Annotated in this window: 18 protein-coding genes; 3 read left to right on the top strand and 15 right to left on the bottom strand. The window is 30.5% G+C overall.

From position 1 onward, the window contains the following. Positions 1–73 precede the first annotated feature (73 nt). The 7 genes from frr to IF125_RS06010 are packed head-to-tail and all read right to left on the bottom strand — an operon-like array spanning position 74 to position 5,657. The gene (frr, locus tag IF125_RS06040; RefSeq protein ID WP_188320120.1) at positions 74–628 is read right to left on the bottom strand and encodes a ribosome recycling factor; all 555 of its coding nucleotides are present in this window, start codon (positions 626–628) and stop codon (positions 74–76) included. Positions 629–636: 8 nt separating this feature from the next. Next, the gene (pyrH, locus tag IF125_RS06035) at positions 637–1,347 is read right to left on the bottom strand and encodes a UMP kinase (RefSeq protein ID WP_225539923.1); all 711 of its coding nucleotides are present in this window, start codon (positions 1,345–1,347) and stop codon (positions 637–639) included. 50 nt (positions 1,348–1,397) lie between these two features. Then, positions 1,398–2,165, bottom strand: a complete 768-nt coding sequence (locus IF125_RS06030) for a TatD family hydrolase (RefSeq protein WP_225539925.1) — start codon at positions 2,163–2,165, stop codon at positions 1,398–1,400. Beyond that, a complete protein-coding gene (locus IF125_RS06025) occupies positions 2,159–3,145 on the bottom strand; it encodes a GSCFA domain-containing protein (RefSeq protein WP_225539927.1) in 987 nt (328 codons plus the stop codon). The genes IF125_RS06030 and IF125_RS06025 overlap by 7 nt, the downstream gene beginning before the upstream one ends. 5 nt (positions 3,146–3,150) lie before the next feature. Beyond that, positions 3,151–4,122, bottom strand: coding sequence for a polyprenyl synthetase family protein (locus tag IF125_RS06020; RefSeq protein ID WP_171621756.1), 972 nt, complete (start codon positions 4,120–4,122; stop codon positions 3,151–3,153). Between the two features lie 38 nt (positions 4,123–4,160). Further along, positions 4,161–4,658 carry a hypothetical protein gene (locus tag IF125_RS06015; protein WP_225541847.1) on the bottom strand — a complete coding sequence of 166 codons (498 nt, stop codon included), beginning with the start codon at positions 4,656–4,658 and terminating at the stop codon, positions 4,161–4,163. Continuing rightward, complete coding sequence (locus IF125_RS06010) at positions 4,659–5,657, bottom strand: LLM class flavin-dependent oxidoreductase (RefSeq protein ID WP_225541846.1); 999 nt, start codon at positions 5,655–5,657, stop codon at positions 4,659–4,661. It lies immediately after the preceding gene. A gap of 994 nt (positions 5,658–6,651) precedes the next feature. On the opposite strand from IF125_RS06010, the gene IF125_RS06005 reads away from it, so the two are divergent. After that, on the top strand, positions 6,652–7,884 hold the full coding sequence (locus tag IF125_RS06005) for a tetratricopeptide repeat protein (protein WP_225541845.1): 1,233 nt from the start codon (positions 6,652–6,654) through the stop codon (positions 7,882–7,884). 4 nt (positions 7,885–7,888) lie between these two features. On the opposite strand, the gene IF125_RS06000 is transcribed toward IF125_RS06005, so the two are convergent. Both IF125_RS06000 and IF125_RS05995 read right to left on the bottom strand, forming a co-directional pair. After that, on the bottom strand, positions 7,889–9,700 hold the full coding sequence (locus IF125_RS06000) for a chloride channel protein (protein ID WP_171621751.1): 1,812 nt from the start codon (positions 9,698–9,700) through the stop codon (positions 7,889–7,891). Between the two features lie 342 nt (positions 9,701–10,042). After that, positions 10,043–10,513 (bottom strand): DUF1810 family protein, encoded by a 471-nt coding sequence (locus tag IF125_RS05995; RefSeq protein ID WP_171621750.1) that lies wholly within the window; start codon positions 10,511–10,513, stop codon positions 10,043–10,045. A 106-nt stretch (positions 10,514–10,619) separates the two neighbouring features. Between IF125_RS05995 and IF125_RS05990 the strand changes: the two genes are divergently transcribed. Beyond that, entirely contained in the window at positions 10,620–11,408 is a 789-nt protein-coding gene (locus IF125_RS05990) for a hypothetical protein (protein ID WP_225541844.1), read from the top strand. A 54-nt stretch (positions 11,409–11,462) separates the two neighbouring features. On the opposite strand, the gene argS is transcribed toward IF125_RS05990, so the two are convergent. Beyond that, on the bottom strand, positions 11,463–13,235 hold the full coding sequence (gene argS, locus IF125_RS05985) for an arginine--tRNA ligase (RefSeq protein WP_225541843.1): 1,773 nt from the start codon (positions 13,233–13,235) through the stop codon (positions 11,463–11,465). A 109-nt stretch (positions 13,236–13,344) separates the two neighbouring features. Here argS and IF125_RS05980 point away from each other — a divergent pair, with 109 nt between their 5' ends. Further along, positions 13,345–14,700, top strand: coding sequence for a DEAD/DEAH box helicase (locus IF125_RS05980; RefSeq protein WP_171621747.1), 1,356 nt, complete (start codon positions 13,345–13,347; stop codon positions 14,698–14,700). 28 nt (positions 14,701–14,728) lie between these two features. Here the strand turns inward: IF125_RS05980 and msrA are convergent, their stop codons facing one another. The 5 genes from msrA to IF125_RS05955 all read right to left on the bottom strand — a co-directional run bounded on the left by msrA (position 14,729) and on the right by IF125_RS05955 (position 20,973). Further along, a complete protein-coding gene (msrA, locus tag IF125_RS05975; RefSeq protein WP_171621746.1) occupies positions 14,729–15,262 on the bottom strand; it encodes a peptide-methionine (S)-S-oxide reductase MsrA in 534 nt (177 codons plus the stop codon). A 520-nt stretch (positions 15,263–15,782) separates the two neighbouring features. Continuing rightward, a complete protein-coding gene (locus IF125_RS05970) occupies positions 15,783–16,412 on the bottom strand; it encodes a hypothetical protein (protein WP_225541842.1) in 630 nt (209 codons plus the stop codon). Positions 16,413–16,765: 353 nt separating this feature from the next. Further along, positions 16,766–19,738, bottom strand: coding sequence for a type I restriction endonuclease subunit R (locus IF125_RS05965; protein ID WP_225541841.1), 2,973 nt, complete (start codon positions 19,736–19,738; stop codon positions 16,766–16,768). A 28-nt stretch (positions 19,739–19,766) separates the two neighbouring features. After that, complete coding sequence (locus IF125_RS05960) at positions 19,767–20,462, bottom strand: nucleotidyl transferase AbiEii/AbiGii toxin family protein (protein ID WP_225541840.1); 696 nt, start codon at positions 20,460–20,462, stop codon at positions 19,767–19,769. Continuing rightward, positions 20,452–20,973 (bottom strand): hypothetical protein, encoded by a 522-nt coding sequence (locus tag IF125_RS05955; protein ID WP_225541839.1) that lies wholly within the window; start codon positions 20,971–20,973, stop codon positions 20,452–20,454. The genes IF125_RS05960 and IF125_RS05955 overlap by 11 nt, the downstream gene beginning before the upstream one ends. Positions 20,974–21,195: the final 222 nt, after the last annotated feature.

The raw sequence follows: 21,195 nt of genomic DNA, 5'->3' as shown, positions 1-21,195 counted from the left end.
TTGAAATTGATTATGCAAATAAATAAAAAAAGCAGCGAAACGCTGCCTTAAAATATCATTTTTTCTTGAAAGATTAAACTTTCATGATTTCAGCTTCTTTTTTCGTTAAAGCTTCTTCTAATTTCTTAGAAAACTTATCCGTTAATCCTTGTACACGTGTTTCGTAATCTTTCACCATGTCTTCAGATGCATCTTTTGTACTTTTCAGCGCTTTGTTTGCGTCTTGACGAGCATTACGAATAGAAACTTTTGCATTTTCCATTTCAGCTTTCGCCATTTTCACCAACTCTTTACGACGCTCTTCTGTTACTGGTGGAATACTAATAATAATAGAATCTCCATTGTTAGAAGGTGCAAAACCTAAATTAGCATTAATTATTGCTTTTTCGATTTCACCAATTAAATTTCTTTCGTACGGTTGAATGCTCAATGTCATTGCATCTGGTGTATTTACGTTTGCAATTTGAGTTAACGGAGATAAACTACCGTAATAATCAACACGAACTGAACTTAACATAGCAGGAGTTGCTTTACCTGCTCTTAATTTGTCAAATGCAACATTTAAGTGATCAACTGTTCCTTGCATTTGCTCCTTTGCCGTTTCTAAAATTAGATCTAATTCTTCCATTTCGGGATTTATTTATTTGTTACAAGAGTACCTACGTTTTCTCCTAATATTAATTTTTTCAAGTTACCATCTGTATTCATATCAAATACAATAATAGGTAAATTATTCTCTTCACTCAAAGTAAAAGCTGTCATATCCATTACTTTTAAGTTTTTATCGTACACTTCTTGATAAGAAATTGTTTCAAATTTTTCTGCAGATGGATCTTTTTCTGGATCAGCTGTATAAATTCCATCCACACGTGTTCCTTTCAAAATAACATCTGCTTGTGTTTCAATTGCTCTTAATACAGCAGCTGTATCTGTTGTAAAGTACGGATTTCCTGTTCCAGCTCCAAAAATTACTACACGACCTTTTTCTAAATGACGCGTCGCTCTTCTTTTGATAAATGGTTCTGCAATTTGTTCCATACGAATAGCTGTTTGTAAACGCGTATTAACTCCAGCATCTTCCAAAGCTCCTTGTAATGCCATACTATTTATCACAGTAGCCAACATTCCCATGTAATCTCCTTGTACGCGATCCATACCAGAAGCTACACCCTGAACACCTCTAAAAATATTACCTCCTCCAATTACGATTGCCACTTCGCAACCAAGTTCTGCTACTTCTCTAATTTGTTGAGCATATTGTTTCAGCATATTTGGATCGATACCATATTGTAAATCTCCCATTAATGCTTCTCCACTTAATTTAAGTAATATTCTTTTGTATTTCATTTTGTCAAAGGTTTTCTTTTGCAAATATAATTTTTCTATTCTGATTTTTCCTAACGTTCGAAAATGTCTAATGCATTTTTTGTTGTAATTGTTGCTATTTCAGCTGGTGTTTTGTGATAAATATCTACTAATTTATCACAAATATATGTTAGATAACTACTTTCATTTCGTTTCCCTCGAAACGGAACTGGCGCTAAATAAGGTGAATCTGTTTCGAGAACGATATGATTGATGTCAAAATCACCTAAAAATTGATCTATTTTACCATTTTTAAATGTTACGACTCCTCCAATTCCTAATTTTAAATTGAAATCAATTGCACGTTGCGCATCTTCTTTTGTTCCTGAAAAGCAATGAAAAATTCCGAATAATTTTTCGTCTTTAACTTCCTCTAATACTTCAAAAACTTCGTTGAATGCATCACGACAATGAATCACAATTGGTAAATTCTTTTCTTTTGCCCATTCAATCTGCGTTTTAAATGCATCTTGTTGTGTTTTTAGAAATTCTTTTTCCCAATACAAGTCGATTCCAATTTCACCAATCGCTTTAAATGAACGTTTGTCAATCCATTCGCGAACATGAGTTAATTCCTCTTCTATTGTGTCTGGATGAACCGAACACGGATGCAATCCCATCATCGCAAACATCGAATCTTGATGCTGCGCTTCTAATGCCAACATTTTGTCTGTATAACTTTTGTCGATTGCAGGCAAATAAAATCGCTCTACTCCATTTTCTTTTGCTCGCGCAATTACTTCATCTCTATCATTTTCAAATTGTTCTGAATAAAGATGTGTATGTGTATCAATTAACATTGTTTTAATTTTGATCTTAAACATTCTTTTTCAAGCGAAAAATCAAGCTGATTGTCTTTTTCTAATTCATTCATCAAAGCAATTGTTTTAACTAAAAATTTTTGATGATTTTCTGATTCTTCATTAAAAGGATGATGATTCATCGCTGAAATGACTTTGTTTATTTTTTGATTAATAGTATGTGTTGATTGCTCTAAATAAGTTACTGAAAACTTTTCCCAAATGTAATCAACTGCCTGTTTAGAAGGATGAATAAGATCTTCTTTAAAAAAACGATAATCTCTCAAATCATCCAAAACCAATTCGTAAGACGGAAAATAGTCAACTTGATTATATTGAAGATTCAGTTGATACAAAGCATCTATTAATCTTGCTTTGCTCACATTATTTTCGATTATTCCATCTTTTGTATGACGAACTGGACTAACTGTTGTAATCAATCTGATGTTTGGATTAATTTTCTTCAAATCTGAAACAATTAATTCTAACGATTTTAGATTTTCTTCAGTAGTCAACAATTTTTTTTCAAATTGTTTTGCCTCAACTTTATGACAGTTTGCAACAATTTGATTGGTGTTTTTCCATTCGTAAATCCATGAAGTTCCCAAGGTTATCATTACAACATCACAAGAGTAAATAAACTGATAAACTTGCTCCAGAGTTGAATTTAATCTCTCTAAAACTTCAACTTTTGTAAGTGCATTAAACGACGAATGTACATCAAAACAGAAAAATTCTTCTCCATTCTGATGTACATCTGCAGTTGTAAAGTATTTTTTATGAATGCTTCTTTCGATTAATTTTTGAATAGAAATTGTATTAAAAATTACGCCAAACGGATTAACACATGCATTAAATTTTAAATCGACTAAATATTTTCCAATTTCGTCTGAAAAGCAAGAACCAATCGTCAAAATTTGATGTTGATGATGCAGCTTAAAATCAGAAGGTTGAATTTGGAAAGTCGTTCTAAATTGCATTTTTCTTATCCTTGACGATCAATTAAAACTTCACTCAATTCTCTTAAATACGTTTTTCGTTCTTCTGGAACATCAATTTGATCCAAATAACTATGCGCTTTATTAGTATATTCTCTAATTAAGGTCGATAATTTACGGTTTACATTCAGCTTTCTGAATAATTTTTCTACCGCATATACCTTATCTATATTATCGGTATTTGAACTATACCAATATAATAACTCTTCCTTTTCTTCTTCATTTGCAGCCTCTAAAGCTGAAATATAAAGAATTGTTTTCTTATTCTCGAAAATATCACCGGCATGTTTTTTACCTAAATGTTCAAGGCTACCAAACACATCCAAATAGTCATCTTTCAACTGATATGCAATACCTAAATTCAAACCATATTGGTATAATTTATCTGCATCTTCTTCAGAAGCATTTCCAATCATTGCACCTAATTTTAGGGCACAACCAAGTAAAACACTTGTTTTAAGAGAGATCATTTTGATATAATCTTCATACGAAACATTTAATTTCGTTTCGTAATTAACATCCAATTGTTGTCCTTCACAAACCTCTAAAGCTGTATGTGAAAAAAGTTTCGTAGAACGCTTAAACAATTCAGGTTCCATATCTTCTAAATATTGATAAGCTTTTACCAACATGGCGTCACCAGAAAGAATTGCTGTATTCAATCCAAATTTTTCATGAACAGTCGCTTTGTTTCTTCTCAAAGAAGCATTATCCATAATATCGTCGTGCATCAACGAAAAATTATGAAAAAACTCGATTGCTAAAGAAGGTTTCAATGCTTTTTGAACATCACCATCAAACAAATCAGTTCCCAATAAAGTCAAAATTGGACGAATTCTTTTACCTCCAATATTCAAAATATAATCCATTGGTTCGTATAATTCTTCTGGATTTTTAGAAAATGGATTGTTATCGATTGTTTCGGAAATTAATTCGTGAAATTTATCAAATGAGTACATAGTTTGATTTTTGTAAAATTAAGTTTTGGCAAATATAACTAAGAATGATTGATTTTGGCTTGTTTTCTTTTATTTTTGATAAGGCAAAAAAAATCATTCCCAACGATTAAATACAAAGCGATTTGTCCCACAATTGCTAAGATAAAATAAGGATGCATTCTTTCTAGTATCATTTTTAGACTTTGCAAAGAAGGAATTGTCCAAAAATAAGTCGAAACGATGATTAGAAGTAATGCATTTAATCTAAACATCCATGTTTTATTCAATTTATACGTTCCCAAATGAAGGAATAATGAACCCAAATAAGTATAAGCCAATACTTCGAAAAAAGCAGTTGGTACAAATTGTTCTCGAAATAAATTAAAAACATCTTTGTGATTGACAAATAAATAAACTTCAGGAACGAGGTAACTCCAATGATTTGCAACAAAGAAAAGCAAAAGATTAAACATCAAAATAAGTGTAAATTGATCTTTAAACTGATCAATAAACATCCAATAATAAGCGACTTTTGAGAATGATTTTTTTTGGTTCATTTAACGAAACAATTCACTTACAATTTGATACGATTTTCTTTTTGCTTTTTGATCAAAAACATTTGTAGAAACCATTATTTCATCTACTTTAGATTCGAAAATAAATTCATCAAAAGCTTGCGATAAAGTACCTTTGCTCCCAATAAAAGATAATGCGGTCATACCTTTTAGCATGTATTTCTGTTCTGATGAAGCGAGCTCTAATTGTGTTTTTTCTGGTGGCACAATTGGTTGACGTTTATCGGTAATAATATTGAGAAAAGCTTGGTACATTGACATGGATAAATAATGTGCTTGCTCGTCTGTATTTGATGCAATTACATTAACACAAGCAATTGTATAAGGTTCTTTCAAAAATTCTGAAGGTTGAAATTGAGAACGATAAATTTCGACCGCGTTATAAAACTGTTGAGGCGCAAAATGCCCAGCAAAAGCGTAAGGTAAACCTAATTTAGCCGCCAAAAAAGCCGAATCTGTACTAGAGCCCAAAATGTAAAGTGGCACATTTGCACCTTCTCCAGGAATTGCACGAACTTTACTATCTTTATTATCGGTGCTAAAATAGTTTTGTAAGTCTTTGATTTCAGCTTCAAAATTATAATTCATAAAATTATTGCCACGACGCAAAATAGACGCTGTTAACTGATCCGTACCTGGAGCACGACCAAGACCTAAATCTATCCGATTTGGATAAAGGGCATCTAATGTTCCAAATTGCTCTGCAATCGATAAAGTAGAATGATTTGGGAGCATAATTCCACCCGAACCTACTTTTATTTTTGATGTTCCATTTGCTACATAGCCGATTAAAAGTGAAGTTGAAGCACTTGCGACATTTTGCATATTATGATGTTCCGAAAGCCAATAACGACTATAACCTATTTCATCTACAAATTTCGCATTTTCTAATGTATTTTCAAATGTCTGATTTAATGACTCTCCTTCTCTTACATAAGCCAAATCTAACACTGAGTAATTTATTTTCTTTAATCTTTCCATTATAAAAATTCTAAGACCAAATTACGAAGAAAATAATACAAAAAAAATTCCTCTAAGAGTCGTCTTTAGAGGAATTCATTTTGTAATTAATATAATAGGTTTAAGTTGTTAAAGTTATCATGTAGTTTGCTTTATAGGTTAGCATTAGTAATCATCTAATAACTTGTGTCAAAATTATGCACATCTAAAATAAAAATCATTTTTTTGTGGGGGACATCAAAGGGGACAAACAATAAAAGACTGTTTAACAAACATTTAAGTAATATAAAAATTTAGAATAAAAAAACATTTTAGAGATAATCATTAGAAAAAACAACAACATTAATAATTTTTAGATGAAATCATCACGCTCAATTATATTAAAATTATAAATTAGTTATAGATCTATCTTTTTAAGATGATATATTTTTCGAGAATAATCAAAGTTAATAATTTATAGACTACTAATTAACAATATGTTAATATAAATAAATTTTACTATTATCTTTGATAAAAAATATGTATGCATAGAATCTTTATTTTATTTACGTTTATACTATGTAACACTTTATTTACAACTTCATTTACTTCCAGTCGAGAAGCAAAAGATTTAGTGCTATTAGATTATGTAATTAATCAAAATAAAGATGTGAAAGATTCTATTCAATTAAAAAGAAATTTTGATATTCTACGTAGTAAATCAAATGATTACGTTTCAAAAAATCTGAATATTATTTATCAAACTTTATTAGCCAATATTTATGCTGAAAAATTAGATAAATTAAATCCAAAAAGTGAACAACTTTTTAATTCTGCAAGAAAAACTGCAAAAGATTTAGGCTTAATAGATATGCAAATTTGGATAAATACTCAATTTGGTTACTATTACTATAGTTATAATCAATATTTAAAGGCTTATCCTTATTTTATGGAATCGTCTAAGTTATTAGATTTTGCAGACAATAATAATGTTTTCCAGAAAAGTGATGTTTACAAAAAAAATGCTTTTTTCTTTATGAATGTAAAAGAATTGGATAAAAGTGAAAAATATCTATTTTTGGCACTGCAATATGCAAATAAAAAAGACAATGAATACGGCTCAATTCTGAATGCCATTGGACATATTTTCCTTGAAAAAAAGGATACCGCAAAGGCTAATCATTATTTTAATCAAACCAAAGAACACGCCGTAAAGAATAATGATAAAATTAGGTATGCAAAAGCGTTAGGAGATATTGCTGGTATTCAAATTCAAAATAAAGAATATGAGCTTGCAATTCAAAATTTAATAACGGATATCGAAATTTCTAGAGAAAGTAAAAATCATAGAAATTTAATGTACGCTAATATTCAACTTGGAAAATTATATTTGCAGTTAGACAGAATTGATGAGGCAAAAGAAATATTAAACGAAGCAAAAAAATACACTTCTGGAAAAGCTTATCTTAATAGTTTTGAGAAAGATATCTTCACACTTTTACTGGATATTGCTATAAAAAAAGGAAATACAGCAGAAGAACTCGATTTTCGACGCAAATTAAGTGAGTTAGAAACTGAAATAAAGCTTACGGATGGTGAAAATGTAATCAATGAAATAAATTGGAATATCCAAAAAAATAATTTTGATTATAAATATGAAACTGAAAAAATAAAACGTGAAAAAACCATTCTGCTAAAAAATGCACTTATAATTGTTTCTATCTTACTAACTATCATTATTTTATTCGTTTTTATATCGTTTAAAAGAAAAATGAAAATTCAAAATTCTATAAATGACAACAAAGTATTAAAATTACATAATGAAAAATTAAAGTCTGAAAGCCGCTTAAATAAGGCTAATAAAACCTTAGATTCTTACAAGATATATTTAGCTGATAAAAATACACAGATAGAAATATTGAATAAAGAAATTGATAATTTATCAAAATCATCCAATAAAAAAACAGAAGAACATGAATTACAATTGAATAATTTGTTGAAATCTCATTTGATGACGGATGAAAATTGGAATAACTTTAAAAAAGTTTTTGCATCTGAAAAGGCTGATTTTGTATCGTATTTAGAAAATAATTTTTCAGATTTAACTGAATCAAATTTACGGATTATTTACCTTACAAAATTAGGTTTAACGAATATAGAAATAGCTCATTTGTTAGGTATAACACCAGATTCTGTTAAAAAAGCAAAACAACGACTTCGAAAAAAATATGATAATTATGAATTAATTTTTAAAGGCATTCAGAATTAAAACATTATTCTATTCGTAATTTATTCAAATTAGAACGGTAATTCTCAAGCAATAAACTTTCTGTAACATAGCCTTCAAACTTACCTTTTTTAGTTAATAAAATATATTCTGTTTTTTTACTTTCCATCATCTTCATCACAGTTGCTGCGTTTGTAAAGATTGATGTAGAAGAAGCGCTTGTAATGCATTCAAGATAACTTTTTCCCTCTAAATTATCCTTAAAAATAAATGATCGAATATTGTCTAAAACGATAATTCCATGAATAGATTGATCTTCATTTAAAACTGGAATAAAATCTTGGGTAGTAGTCGAAAAAATAGTTTTGATATCTTCTATTGAATCATAAACTGTCAATGTTTTAATATTCTTGATGTAAATAGAAAATAAATCTATTTTATTAAAAAGATTACGATCTTTATCCGAGGTAAAAACAATTCCTTTATCCGCTATTGCGTATATATCCATCGAATATTTATCATAACGTTTAGAAATTGCAAAACTAATAGAAGAGACAATCATCAGTGGAATCATTAATCCGTAACCTCCTGTAATTTCCGCAATCAAGAAAATAGCTGTTAAAGGTGCATGAAATAATCCACTCAAAACTGCTGCCATTCCAACAACAGTAAAATTTCCAACAGGAACATCTTTGAAACCGATGAGATTAAATACTTTTGCGACAACATAGCCCAAATATGAGCCAACAAACAAAGATGGTGCGAAATTTCCACCGTTTCCACCACTTCCTAATGTCAATCCTGTTGCAATAGATTTTATTAAAATAGTTACAAAAACAAAGGCTAAAACAACCCATTGATTAGTCCTAAAATCTTCTAACAAAGAATTATTCAGAATAAAACCTGCTTCATCATTTGCTAAATATTTAATACTTTCATAACCTTCTCCAAATAAAGTGGGAAAAAAGAAAATCAAAATTGCTAAACTCCCTGCTCCAACCATTGCTCGCCAATAAACATTATCCGAATAATTGCCAATAAGATGTTCCACTTTACGAAATAATCTGGCATGATAAACAGAAATAAAGCCTGCCAATACACCCAAAATAACATAAAAAATCACATTGTGATAATCAAAACCTAAAGCATACCGAAATGATAATAACATATTACTTTTCAATGTTAAATTTGCAATCAAAGCTCCTGTTGCAGAGGATAACAACAATGGAATAAAAGCAGTAACACTCATATCTGCTAATACAATTTCTATAGCAAATAATACACCTGCGATTGGCGCATTAAAAGCCGCTGCAATACCTGCCGCAACTCCACATGCCAATAACAAAGTACGTTCTTTATATTTAAACCTATAGTATTGTGCATAATTTGATCCAAAGGCTGCACCTGTGATTGTAATTGGCGACTCTAAACCTGCTGAACCACCCATACCAACAGTTAAAGAGCTGGTAACAATTTGTGCATACATTTGTTTTTTAGGCATTATTCCTGATTTTTTAGCTACAGCAATCATAATTTGAGAAGTTCCTTTTTCTATTGAACCATTCAAAAATTTTTGCACAACAAAAACCGTAAGCAAAATCCCAATAATCGGAAGTATACTATTAATATAAGGAAGCTTAACTAAATTATTAATGTAAACTGTAAATTGGAAAACGATGTGTGCAAATGTTTTTAAAACGATCACAGCAAATGCAGATGAAATCGCAACTAAAATACATGACAAGTACAAAAATTGTCTTTCTGTCAGTACAAGTTTTAAGAGATTCAATAAATTTTGAAAAAAATTAATTGATTTTTTGAGATATTGAAAAAACTTTTGTTTAGAGGAAAGCTGCATAGTCCAAAAATAGTATTCCTTTTCTTTATTGCCTAATTATATTTGCTCGAATTAAGCAAAAAACAAACCAATTCTCTAATTCGTAAATATTTTGAATAAATATTTATTCATGTTCGATAATTTTACATTCATTATTTTAGTTCAATGCGCCAAAATATTTTTAAAATAATATTATTACAAGCTCTTTTCTTTAATAATTCATCAATGAATTCAATGAATTTCTTTATAATAATCAAACTACTTCAAATGAATAAATTAGTGATTATAAATTACTTAAACTTTAATAAATCGAAAAACAATAACTCATTTAATAATAAAAAAACTCGCAAATGCGAGTTTTTTTTATCTATTCATCTGTTTCAGAATACTTAATGTTTTTTTATCCGTTTGATCTGCGTAGAAAAATTTCAACACATCCTTGATGATTTTCTCTTTTGGAACGATAAAATTAAACAACGTTAAACTTGACTTTAATTTCATTGCATCATTTTTTCCAAAAATCAATTGAGGAATAACTCCTTTATGACGCATTAATAGTACAGACAAAACTTCTAAATAATTTTCCCAAAGTTCTTCATCCTTCACAAAAGCTCTCGCTTCTTCTTTTGAAGAAATCGAAAACTCTAATGACGAATCACTCGAACCTAAACCAGCAAGTTGAGGAAACATAAAAACCATCCAATTCGTTTGCTTTTTCCCGGCATGAACTTCCATCAAAATTTCGTCGTACACAAAGCTTTGTGCATCATGAAATCGTTTCAAATTAAATTTATCGTTTGGATCTTTTTGTTTGATTAAATCTCCTATTTTCATCTTTTATTTACTAAAATAAGGAAGCAAAGATAAATCTTAATTTAGTAACAAACTTATAATTATATTAGACAATATTTATTATTTTTATTTTTCTATTCAACTAATTATGAAATTTCACTTAAAAAACTTATCACTTCTACTTATCCTATTTTTAATTACCAATTCTTGTCAATTTTATAGCAATACAAAAGAATACAAAAAAAGCGCTGTTGTATTTATGGACAACATTATGAATGGCAAGATTGATGAAAACATTGATTTATTTGCTTTAGAACATGAAGGAATGAAAAACATGGATAAAAATGTTTTGAACGAAGGTCTGTATCAATTCAGAACTGAAATGATATCCCAATACGGAAAGGAGGTGGAATTTACTTTTTTAGGCGCAAATAAACATTATTCGACCAACAGCAATACTATTCCAAATTCTACAAATGTTAATATATTATTTCAGAATGATAAAAATTATGGTATTATAAAATTCATTTACGATGATAATACCAAGAAAGTTTTAAATGTAAGTCCAGAATTTTCTAATCAACCTCTGCCTTCAATGGTGTTATTTTATGCTGTTGCAATTATAGGTTTAGCGATTCCTATTTTTAATATTTATGTGTTTAATATGATCAGAAAAAGTCAATTAAAACTTAAATGGTTAAAATATATTGCTTTAATATTTTTGAATTTTCCGACTATTAAATATGCGCCATTAGATGGTTTTGATTTTCAGTTTTTTAATTTTCAGTTGCTTGGTTATGGTTTCAACTTTACATCAATCTTTTCTACTTTAGCAATTGCCTTACCAATCGGTGCGATTTATTGGTTTTGGAAATTAAAGAAGATTCAAAAAGAACAAGAATACAATCAATTCGCTGAGCAATTGATAAATGAATAAAAAAATGCCTCATCAATCATGAGGCATTTTTTCTATATTTATTTTATACAGTAATTACATTCTTTCTGGAACACCTATTCCTAATAAACGTAACGAATTTTGAATTGTATTGGCAACCCATTGAGAAAGATACAAACGAAAATTTTTCACATTTTCATCTTCATTTTTCAAGATTGGATTATTTTGGTAGAACGAGTTAAATAATTTCACCAATTCGTACACATAATTCGCAATCAACGCTGGACTCATTTCCACAGCTGCTTTATTAATCGTATCTTCAAAATCATATAAGGCACGAATAATTTCTTTTTCTGCATCATTCAATTGAATAGAATTTGCATCAAACTCTTTTGGAGATTCTTTTCTCAACAAAGATTGAATTCGTGCAAACGCATATTGAATAAATGGTCCTGTATTACCATTAAAATCTACTGATTCTTTTGGATCAAATAAAATACGTTTCTTCGGATCTACTTTCAAAATATAATATTTCAAAGCTCCCATCGCAATTGTTTCGTACAATTCAGCTTTTTCATCTTCCGATAAGCCATCCAATTTACCTAACTCTTCCGAAATTTCTTTGGCTGTTATGTATACATCTTCCATCAATTCGTCCGCGTCGACAACTGTACCTTCACGAGATTTCATTTTACCATTTGGTAAATCAACCATTCCGTATGATAAATGATGTAAAGCATCTGCCCAAGAAAAACCTAATTTTTTAAGGATTAAGAATAAAACTTTGAAGTGATAATCTTGCTCATTTCCTACAACATACGTCAATTCTTCTAACGTTGGATTGTTCTTGAAACGCTCTACAGCAGTTCCTAAATCTTGTGTTATATAAACTGAAGTTCCATCTGAACGTAAAACTAATTTTTCATCCAAACCATCTTCAGTCAAATCAATCCAAACAGAACCGTCATCTTTTTTGAAGAAAACACCTTTGTTTAAACCTTCTTCAACAATATCTTTACCTAAAATATACGTATTTGATTCGTATAAATATTCGTCAAAAGCAACCCCAAGACGTTTATATGTTTTCGCAAAACCATCGTACACCCAACCATTCATCGTTTGCCATAGCTCAATCACTTTCGCATCATGTGCTTCCCATTGGCGTAACATTTTTTGAGCTTCTAAAAAAATTGGAGCCTCCTTTTTTGCTTCTTCTTCCGTTTTTCCTTGCGCTACCAATGCTTTGATTTCTTCGCGGTAATGTTTATCAAATTCTACATAATATTTTCCAACCAAATGATCGCCTTTCATATTTGTAGATTCTGGTGTTTCACCATTTCCAAATTTTTCCCATGCAATCATCGATTTACAAATGTGAATCCCACGATCGTTGATAATTTGTGTTTTAATCACATTATTTCCTGCCGCTTCTATAATTTGAGCAACCGAAAAACCTAACAAATTATTACGAACATGTCCTAAATGCAGCGGTTTGTTTGTATTTGGAGAAGAATATTCTACCATTACAGTTCTCGAATTCTCGTCAACTTTCGTAATTCCGAATGTAGCATTTTGAGCATTTTGAGCATAATTTTCTAAAAAATCTACAGAATTTAAGCTCATATTCAAGAAACCTTTTACAACATTAAATGCTGTAATTTTATTATTTTCGACCAAATTTTCACCGATTTTAGTACCGATATCTTCTGGTTTACCTTTCAAAGTTCTAATTAATGGGAAAACAACTAATGTATAATCACCTTCAAATTCTTTCCTTGTAAACTGAATTTCAACAGATTCTGGGTTAATTTGATAAACGTTTTGAATCGCTTCTAAAACATTCTGTGTGATGTATTGTTTTAAACTCATTTTATTCCTTTTTACTTAATCGAAATGCAAAAGTACAAAGATTAGACGAATTTAAACGGATTGCTCATTGAGTTTTTAAGAATTCATCAAGAAAACTTATCTTTGCCAAATGAAAGCTACATTCGCGGATTTCGAATTAACAAAACAATTGAATTCAGCTTTAGAAAAGTTGAATATCACAACCCCTACTCCAATACAAGAAAAATCGTTCAGACCGATTCTTTCTGGACGTGATATAATGGGTATTGCACAAACAGGTACAGGTAAAACATTGGCTTATTTATTGCCTTTGCTGAATACCTATCAATATTCTAAAACAAATCAACCAAAGATTGTTATTCTGGTTCCGACTCGCGAATTAGTGGTTCAGGTGACTGATATTTTAGAACAATTAACTGAGTTTATCAATGTTCGTGTGCTTGGTATTTATGGAGGTGTTAACATTAACACACAAAAATTATTGGTCTACGAAGGTGTCGATATTTTGGTTGGAACACCAGGACGTGTATTGGATTTAGCGATTGACAATATTTTATCATTCAAAGAAATGAAAAAATTAGTGGTAGATGAATTTGACGAAATGTTAAGTTTAGGTTTTCGCCCGCAATTGATTCATTTGTTTACCATGATGAGTGATAAACGTCAAAACATTCTATTTTCTGCAACAATGACTGATCAAGTTGATGATATGTTGCATGAATACTTTAAAAATCCTGTCGAAATTTCTTTAGCTCGTTCGGGAACACCATTAGAAAAAATAGCTCAAGCAGCTATTGCAGTAGAAAACTTCAATACGAAATTAAATTTAGTTAGCTATCAATTAGAAGATAAAGCAAAATTTGAAAAAGTTTTGATTTTTGCAAACAATAAGAAACATGCAGATTTAATCTTTAATCATTTAGACGAAATTTATCCTGATGAATTTGGTGTTATACATTCGAATAAATCGCAAAATTATCGTTTGAGAACGATGGAAGCTTTTTCTCGAGATGAATATCGTGGTATTATTACAACTGATATTATGGCGCGTGGATTAGATATTCCTGATGTAACCCATGTTATCAACTTTGAAATTCCTGATGTACCAGAACAATATATTCATCGAATTGGACGTACAGGTCGTGCAGATAAAAAAGGTGAAGCTATTTCTTATTTTTCTGAAAAAGAAATTGAACGATTAGATGCTATTGAAGAATTGATGAACAAAGAGATTGATGTACTTCCCTTCCCTGAAGACAAAGTAAAAATTAATCCTGTAAAACGTGAATTCGAAAAAGAAGTTGTAAAAATGAAAGCGCTTACAACTGTAAAAATTGAAGAGCGTGGCGCTGCTTTTCACGAGAAAAAAGATAAAAATAAAAAGGTGAATTTAGGCGGTCCTACAAAACGTAAACCACCAAAATCTAAACCTAAAAATCGTGGTCAGCAAAAACAAAAAGCAAAAGCACGTAAAAAAGGAAAATAATAGAAAAGCGACCAATTGGTCGCTTTTCTTATTTTAAAATCTGTTTGAATTTTGATTTAAATTTGGCTATTTTTGGTCCAACTACAGCCGAACAATAGGGCTGATCGGGATTTTCGTTATAATAACCTTGGTGATAATCTTCGGCTGGCCAAAATTGATCTAAAGGCTCAATTGTTGTAACGAATTTATCCTCATATAAAGTTCCGTTATCAAACTTCTTCAACGAATTTTCTGCTTGTTTTTTCTGTTCTTCTGATGTGTAAAAAATACTCGAACGATATTGTGTACCAACATCATTTCCCTGTCTATTTAATTGCGTTGGATTATGAATATTCCAAAAAATTTCTAATAATTCTTCATACGAAATGACTTCATTATCAAAAGTTACTTCAACTACCTCAGCATGATTGGTTTCTGTATCGCAAACTTGACGATAAGTTGGATTTTCTACATCGCCTCCTGCGAATCCAGAAATAGCCTTCTCAACTCCATTGATCGAATTAAATATTCCTTCGACACACCAAAAACAACCAGCTCCTAAAACTGCTACTTCTTTACTCATAAATAAAGGGTTATTAATTATTAATCTACAATAATGAGCACAAAATTTACAACTTATTGTATAATTTTAAATACAAAAAGTTCAGAATTTTCATTCTGAACGTTTATCAAATATACAATTATATTTATATCATTCAATCCAATAAGAACACTAATCTTTTGTGGTCTCTAAATCAAAGCCCCAATCAATTCCTTTCTTAACGCATTAAATCACTGAAAATAAATGATTTAAAAAATGTGTTTTTGTCGAGGGTGAGATTTAGGGGGATTTTTGGATAAATTGGTATTCTATAAAGAGTCCTCTATTTCGTTTACAAATATAGGAAAAAAACATCAAAAAGAATCTATAGTTATTACGTTACACCCACATTATTTTTAGCTATTATTAATTGATGTAAATAGCGGGCTTTTAATTCAAAAAATTTTAAAATACAACATTTATATATTTGATTATCAGAAGAATTATTTCAATTTTCAAAAATTAATTTATATTATTAACATTGAGTATTAAAACCCAGCATTTAAGACCATTTCTGAGCAACTACGTTCAAGTAAATAATGTATGATTCTTTACTAATATATTCAAGAAAGCATTGGTGGTCTCGCATTGGCGAAATCTCAACTGGAGCAAATGATTTTTCCCCATTCATACTTATTGCTATTTTTTGATTTAATTTCAATTCAATATTTATTATCTGGTTAAGATAATTATATGTAAAATTTATGTCTCCTGTTGAAGCAAAATGCACATGGGTATAACCATCGTTATCAACCTCTATACTATAATACATATCTTCTTTTTTAGAGTATTCAAAAAATTTTAAAACTAAATCATCATAAAATAAAACATCTGATGTGTCTTTAAAATTTATAGTTACAACCGTAATATAATTTCTTGAAGTTTTAGATTCAAATTCTTTAATAATTTTGACTGGTTTCTTTGATTGCTTTGGTTTTCTTTTTCTCTCTCCTATTCTTTCAATTTCGTCAACTAAAATTTCATATTGTTTTTTATTATTTAATGTTAAGGATTGAATTACATAATTACAACCTGAAATAAAAGCTTTAGAAGCATTTCTTTTTAATTGTCTTGTACTAAGTGTAGTTAGGTTATTTTCTACAAAGTATCGTATTGGTTTATATTCTTTCATATATATAACATAAAGGCGTAATGAGCCCTTTTTATATATACATAGTAACCATTTACAAAAAAGTCAAGTTATGACCTAAAATAATTTTTACAATAAATACCAAATAACTAAACTACAAGTGTTTATGAATTTATATTTTTTATAAAAAAATTATACAAAAACATTAATTTTTAATTTCTATGGAGATTATGTCCCATTAAATTGACTATTAATTAAAATTTTAAAAAATGTTTTTTAACTACCTGCTCCACTTTTAAATTAGTATAGTAGGGAGGGGTATTTAGCAGGATACGGAGCGAACCCTCCAGAAGTAGGGTAATAAAAAAACTCAGCTTTATACTGAGTTTTCTATACTAATAGTATTCTTTTATATATTCGTATGCTCGTTGAAACAACATCTCATTTTTATGCAATTGGTATTTCAACAGAGCCTTTCGCAATGATTTTTGCACTTCACGTTCTCCAGCAGCAGTAGTTTGCCAACCTGGAAAACGAACAACTCTTACAATACCATCAATATCATTTACAATACGCTCTACAACTGCTGGTGTTTCATCTGTTTTAAGCTCAATAAATAACTCTGTTAGTGCTGCAACGGGCGTTTTGTTGATTAGCTCTTCCTCCAATTCTTTTTCCGCTTGTAGAGTATCCTTAGCAAGTTTACACAACTCTTTCACGAATTCAATGGAAGTGATTAACCCTTGTTCTGCTCTAGTTCTAAGATCTTCTAAACGTTCGCTTAATTTTCTAAATTTAGTATCGCCACCGTATTTCTTGAAACGTTTCACTAAAATCTCCTCAATCTTCTTCGCTTCTTTTGGATCTGGATTATTGAAAATATTTTCTATTACATCTGCATCAAGTATAAATTCTTCTAAAACATGTACGTCACCTACCTTAATATTTTCATGCATCAATTTTGTAGTTGCATTTCCTAAAGTCATCCACAATAACTTACCAGTATGTGTAGATGCTGGACGAACCGATTCAAATATGCCTGACAACCATTTAAAATCCGCTTGATAAGGATCTAATATACGATCTGGTGATAATGATTCCCAAACTTTCATTAGAGGTTTAAAATCCTTTGCAAAGGCATCTTTCAGCTCATCAGTCTTTAGTTTTTCTTGTGCAGCCTGAATTCCTTCATATCCATCCAAATTACGATCTACCCCATCAAAATGTGAAAGTGCATTTTTCATTAAATCTGGAAGTTTATCTTTAAGTTCATTTAGATTCGTAATAATAGACCTCATCGTTTGATCATCAAATTGTAAAGCTTTTGCAGCATCGTCAAAAATCCCAAAATAGTCTACGATTCGACCGAACTCTTTATTCGGATATAATCGGTTGGTTCTACAAATTGCTTGTAATAGCGTCACATCTTTTAAAGATTTGTCTAAGTAAAGCGTTTGTAGAATTGGCGCATCAAAACCAGTTAATAATTTAGCCGTAACAATAATAAACTTTAGTGGAGAATCTGCTTGATTAAACTCTTCAACTATTTTTTCTTGTTGGGATTTATCTACAGCCCATTTCGCTTTAAAATCGGCATCATCATTAGCTGTCGTAGAGAAAACAACTTTACTTGCTTCGGTTGGGAAATGCCTATCTAACTCTTCTTTGTATTGAACACAAGCATAACGATCTGGAGTAACAATCATCGCCTTCAGTCCATTAGGCTCCACTTTTTCTCTAAAGTGCTTTGCGATATCTTCAACTATTTTTTCAACACGCTCTGGCGCTTTTAAAAAGCTTGCCATCTTAGCTGACTTTTGATTCAATAAATCTGCATCTTCATCGTTAAGATCCACACTTGATTTTAATTCTTCAAATGCCTTATCTAATTCTTCTTTATTCAAATGCACATCCACTAAACGCGGTTCGAAATGTAATGGTAGCGTCGCTCCATCTCTTATTGAATCTTGAAACGTATAGCGTGATAAATATCCCCCATTATCTTCTTCTGCTCCAAATGCCCAAAATGTATTTTTATCCGCACGATTAACAGGTGTTCCTGTTAAACCAAATAAAAATGCATTAGGTAAAGCTGCTCGCATTTGTCGACCAAGATCACCTTCTTGTGTTCTGTGTGCTTCATCCACTAAGACAATGATGTTATCGCGTGTATTCATATCAGGTTTAGCATCTCTAAACTTATGAATCATCGATACGATAATTTTACGTGTATCACGTTCTAAAAGGTTTTGTAATTCGGTAATATTTTCTGTCGTCACAACATTAGAAATATCTGCTGCCTTAAGTGTTCCAGAAATCTGTGTATCTAAATCAGTACGATCTACTAATACTATCACCGTAGGACTTTTTAACACAGATGTGTTTCTTAATTTTTGTGCAGCATATACCATTAAAAATGATTTTCCTGAACCTTGGAAATGCCAAATTAAACCTTTCTTTACTTTACCTTTTATTACACGATCAACTATTTTATTTGCTCCCTCGTATTGCTGGAAACGCGGTAAAACTTTTATCAGTTGTTTTTTGTTGTTGGCACTGAATAATGAGAAGTTTTTAAGAATATCCAATAAGCGTTCTGGATGTAATAAGTCATTTAGTTCTGCACTAACATCTTCTAGACTAGCGTATTTTAAAACCTTGCTTTCATCTAAATCCATTCGCCATGGTCCCCAAAATTGCAATGGTGTACGAATACCTCCATAACCAAAGGTTTTACCTTCCGTAGCAAAGTTTAAAATGTTTGGAACAAATAATTGAGGAATTGAATTTTCATAAACACTTATTATTTCATTCGCACCATCTTGCCACGAAATTGAAGGTCGTATTGGAGTTTTTAATTCACCAACCACCACTGGAATTCCATTTATGTATAACACAATATCTGGAATTTTTGTTTCTCTTGCATGGACCCTTAATTGATTGGTAACTATAAACTCATTGTTTTCGAAGTTTTCGAAATCTATTAAATGAATAGGAACGTGTTGATTATTTTCACCGAATGGCATTGACTCATTCCCACACATCCAATTATGAAAAGCTTTATTTGCTCGCACCAAACCAATTTGATCCACAGACAATAATATTGCACGTAATTTATAAATTACCTCATCAGCCAAATGTGGATTATCCGCTATGCTTGGGTTTAAGCGTTGTAAAGCTTGATGAAGATTTTCCTCTAGTAAAACTTGATTTGTACTACGGTTTAAATCTTGTGGAGCAACGTATTGCCACGGTTTATTTTTATATGTTAATGGAGATTCTTCTACAATAGAACTATTACCTAGTTTAGCACCAGCTAATTGATCTACCACAAAAGCCTCTACAGTATTTGTTTCGTTAAATTTCATGTTAGTGTTGTTTATAGTAATAGTAGTCTTAGTATTGTAATATCATTTCAAGTTTTTCTTCTACAATTGATAATCTTTCATCTAGCATAATTGGGTGAATGTGCGCAATTAAAGCTTCTTCTAGAATACCTTTTTTTTTAAAGTTCATAAATTGAGAAACGATAAAGCTCTTTACTTCATCTTCTGCATTTATTATCTCATCTACCATTGTGGTTCTATTGTCTAAAATATAAATGATATCTTCTAAATCATGACTTGTTCTAAAATCTTTCCCTCTATCATTGAATGCTTCAAATTTTGAAGCCAAATAATATGGAGAAGATAATATGTTTACCGTCTGTTCTTTTACATCTACTTTCCATAGATCATTAAAACCCTTTTTGTACCATTTGTTTGATGGTCCATTTGGTCCATCTTCTGGCGCCATAATATCAACAGGAATGTCCATGTATTTGTAACTACAAATTGCATGTCCAAATGGATCTGGTGAAAAACCTAATGTATTCAATTTTTCTATTAGATCATTCCAAACAGAGAAATTAGATATGTTAGCAATATTCACCGTAAAATCGATGTCCGCAGTAGGTCTAATCTCATCTGCCGCAGGATCATCTGTATATAAACTAACTACAGCTCCACCAACAAACACGACTTTATCGTTAAGATCTTTTAATGCTTCTGCAATTTTAGCAACAACACCAACATTTATTGTTTTATTCTCCATTTAAAATTCTATTTTTCAGTTCCTGTACAGCTAGTTCTTTTTCTCTAGCACGGCCAACACGTATTGCATCAACCAATGCTAATAACTCGTGCAATTTTGAATCTTGTAAGACTGCTTTTGGGACTGTTTTGTATAATGGTTCTATTCCATGTCCTTTTTCATTTCCTTTACCATAGGGCCAAACATAAAATTCATTACTTTGAATGATAGTACTTAATGGTGCTGTAGAATGTGCTGTAGCTACACCACGTACAATTGATCCTGGTTTTTGTGGAAAAACATACGCTACACCATGTTCTAGAAACTCTAATAAAGCAAAACGCATTACCGATTTTCCTTTCGGATTTAACAAACCAGCGTATTTAGATCTTGCAACGGATTCGCTTACTTCAGACTGACTTAATCCTAGTTGTTCGGCTATTGGTTTTTGTTCCCAGTTTTCATTGTTTACAGCTATTATTTTTAGTAGTAAAACAATATCTTGTGGTTTCATTTGTTGGTTCTTCTTCATATATTGCATATCGCGATACGCAATATTACAAATTTTAATTCTAAAAAACAATAAATTAAAAACTCATATTGCGTATCGCGATACACGATATGAGTTAAAACTTTTCAATCTATCTGATTTATCAATAAACATTAATTTATTTTTGTGTAAATCGTCAGCAAAAAGTGGACATCTAAGACCTAAAATTTAAGGTAGTGTTTTAAAAATCATTAACTTTAATTA

It is taken from the genome of Empedobacter stercoris, from assembly GCF_020281205.1.
Classification (GTDB): Bacteria; Bacteroidota; Bacteroidia; order Flavobacteriales; family Weeksellaceae; genus Empedobacter; species Empedobacter stercoris.
Note: the sequence above shows the minus strand (reverse complement) of the source record. Positions and strands in the feature narration are given on the sequence as shown.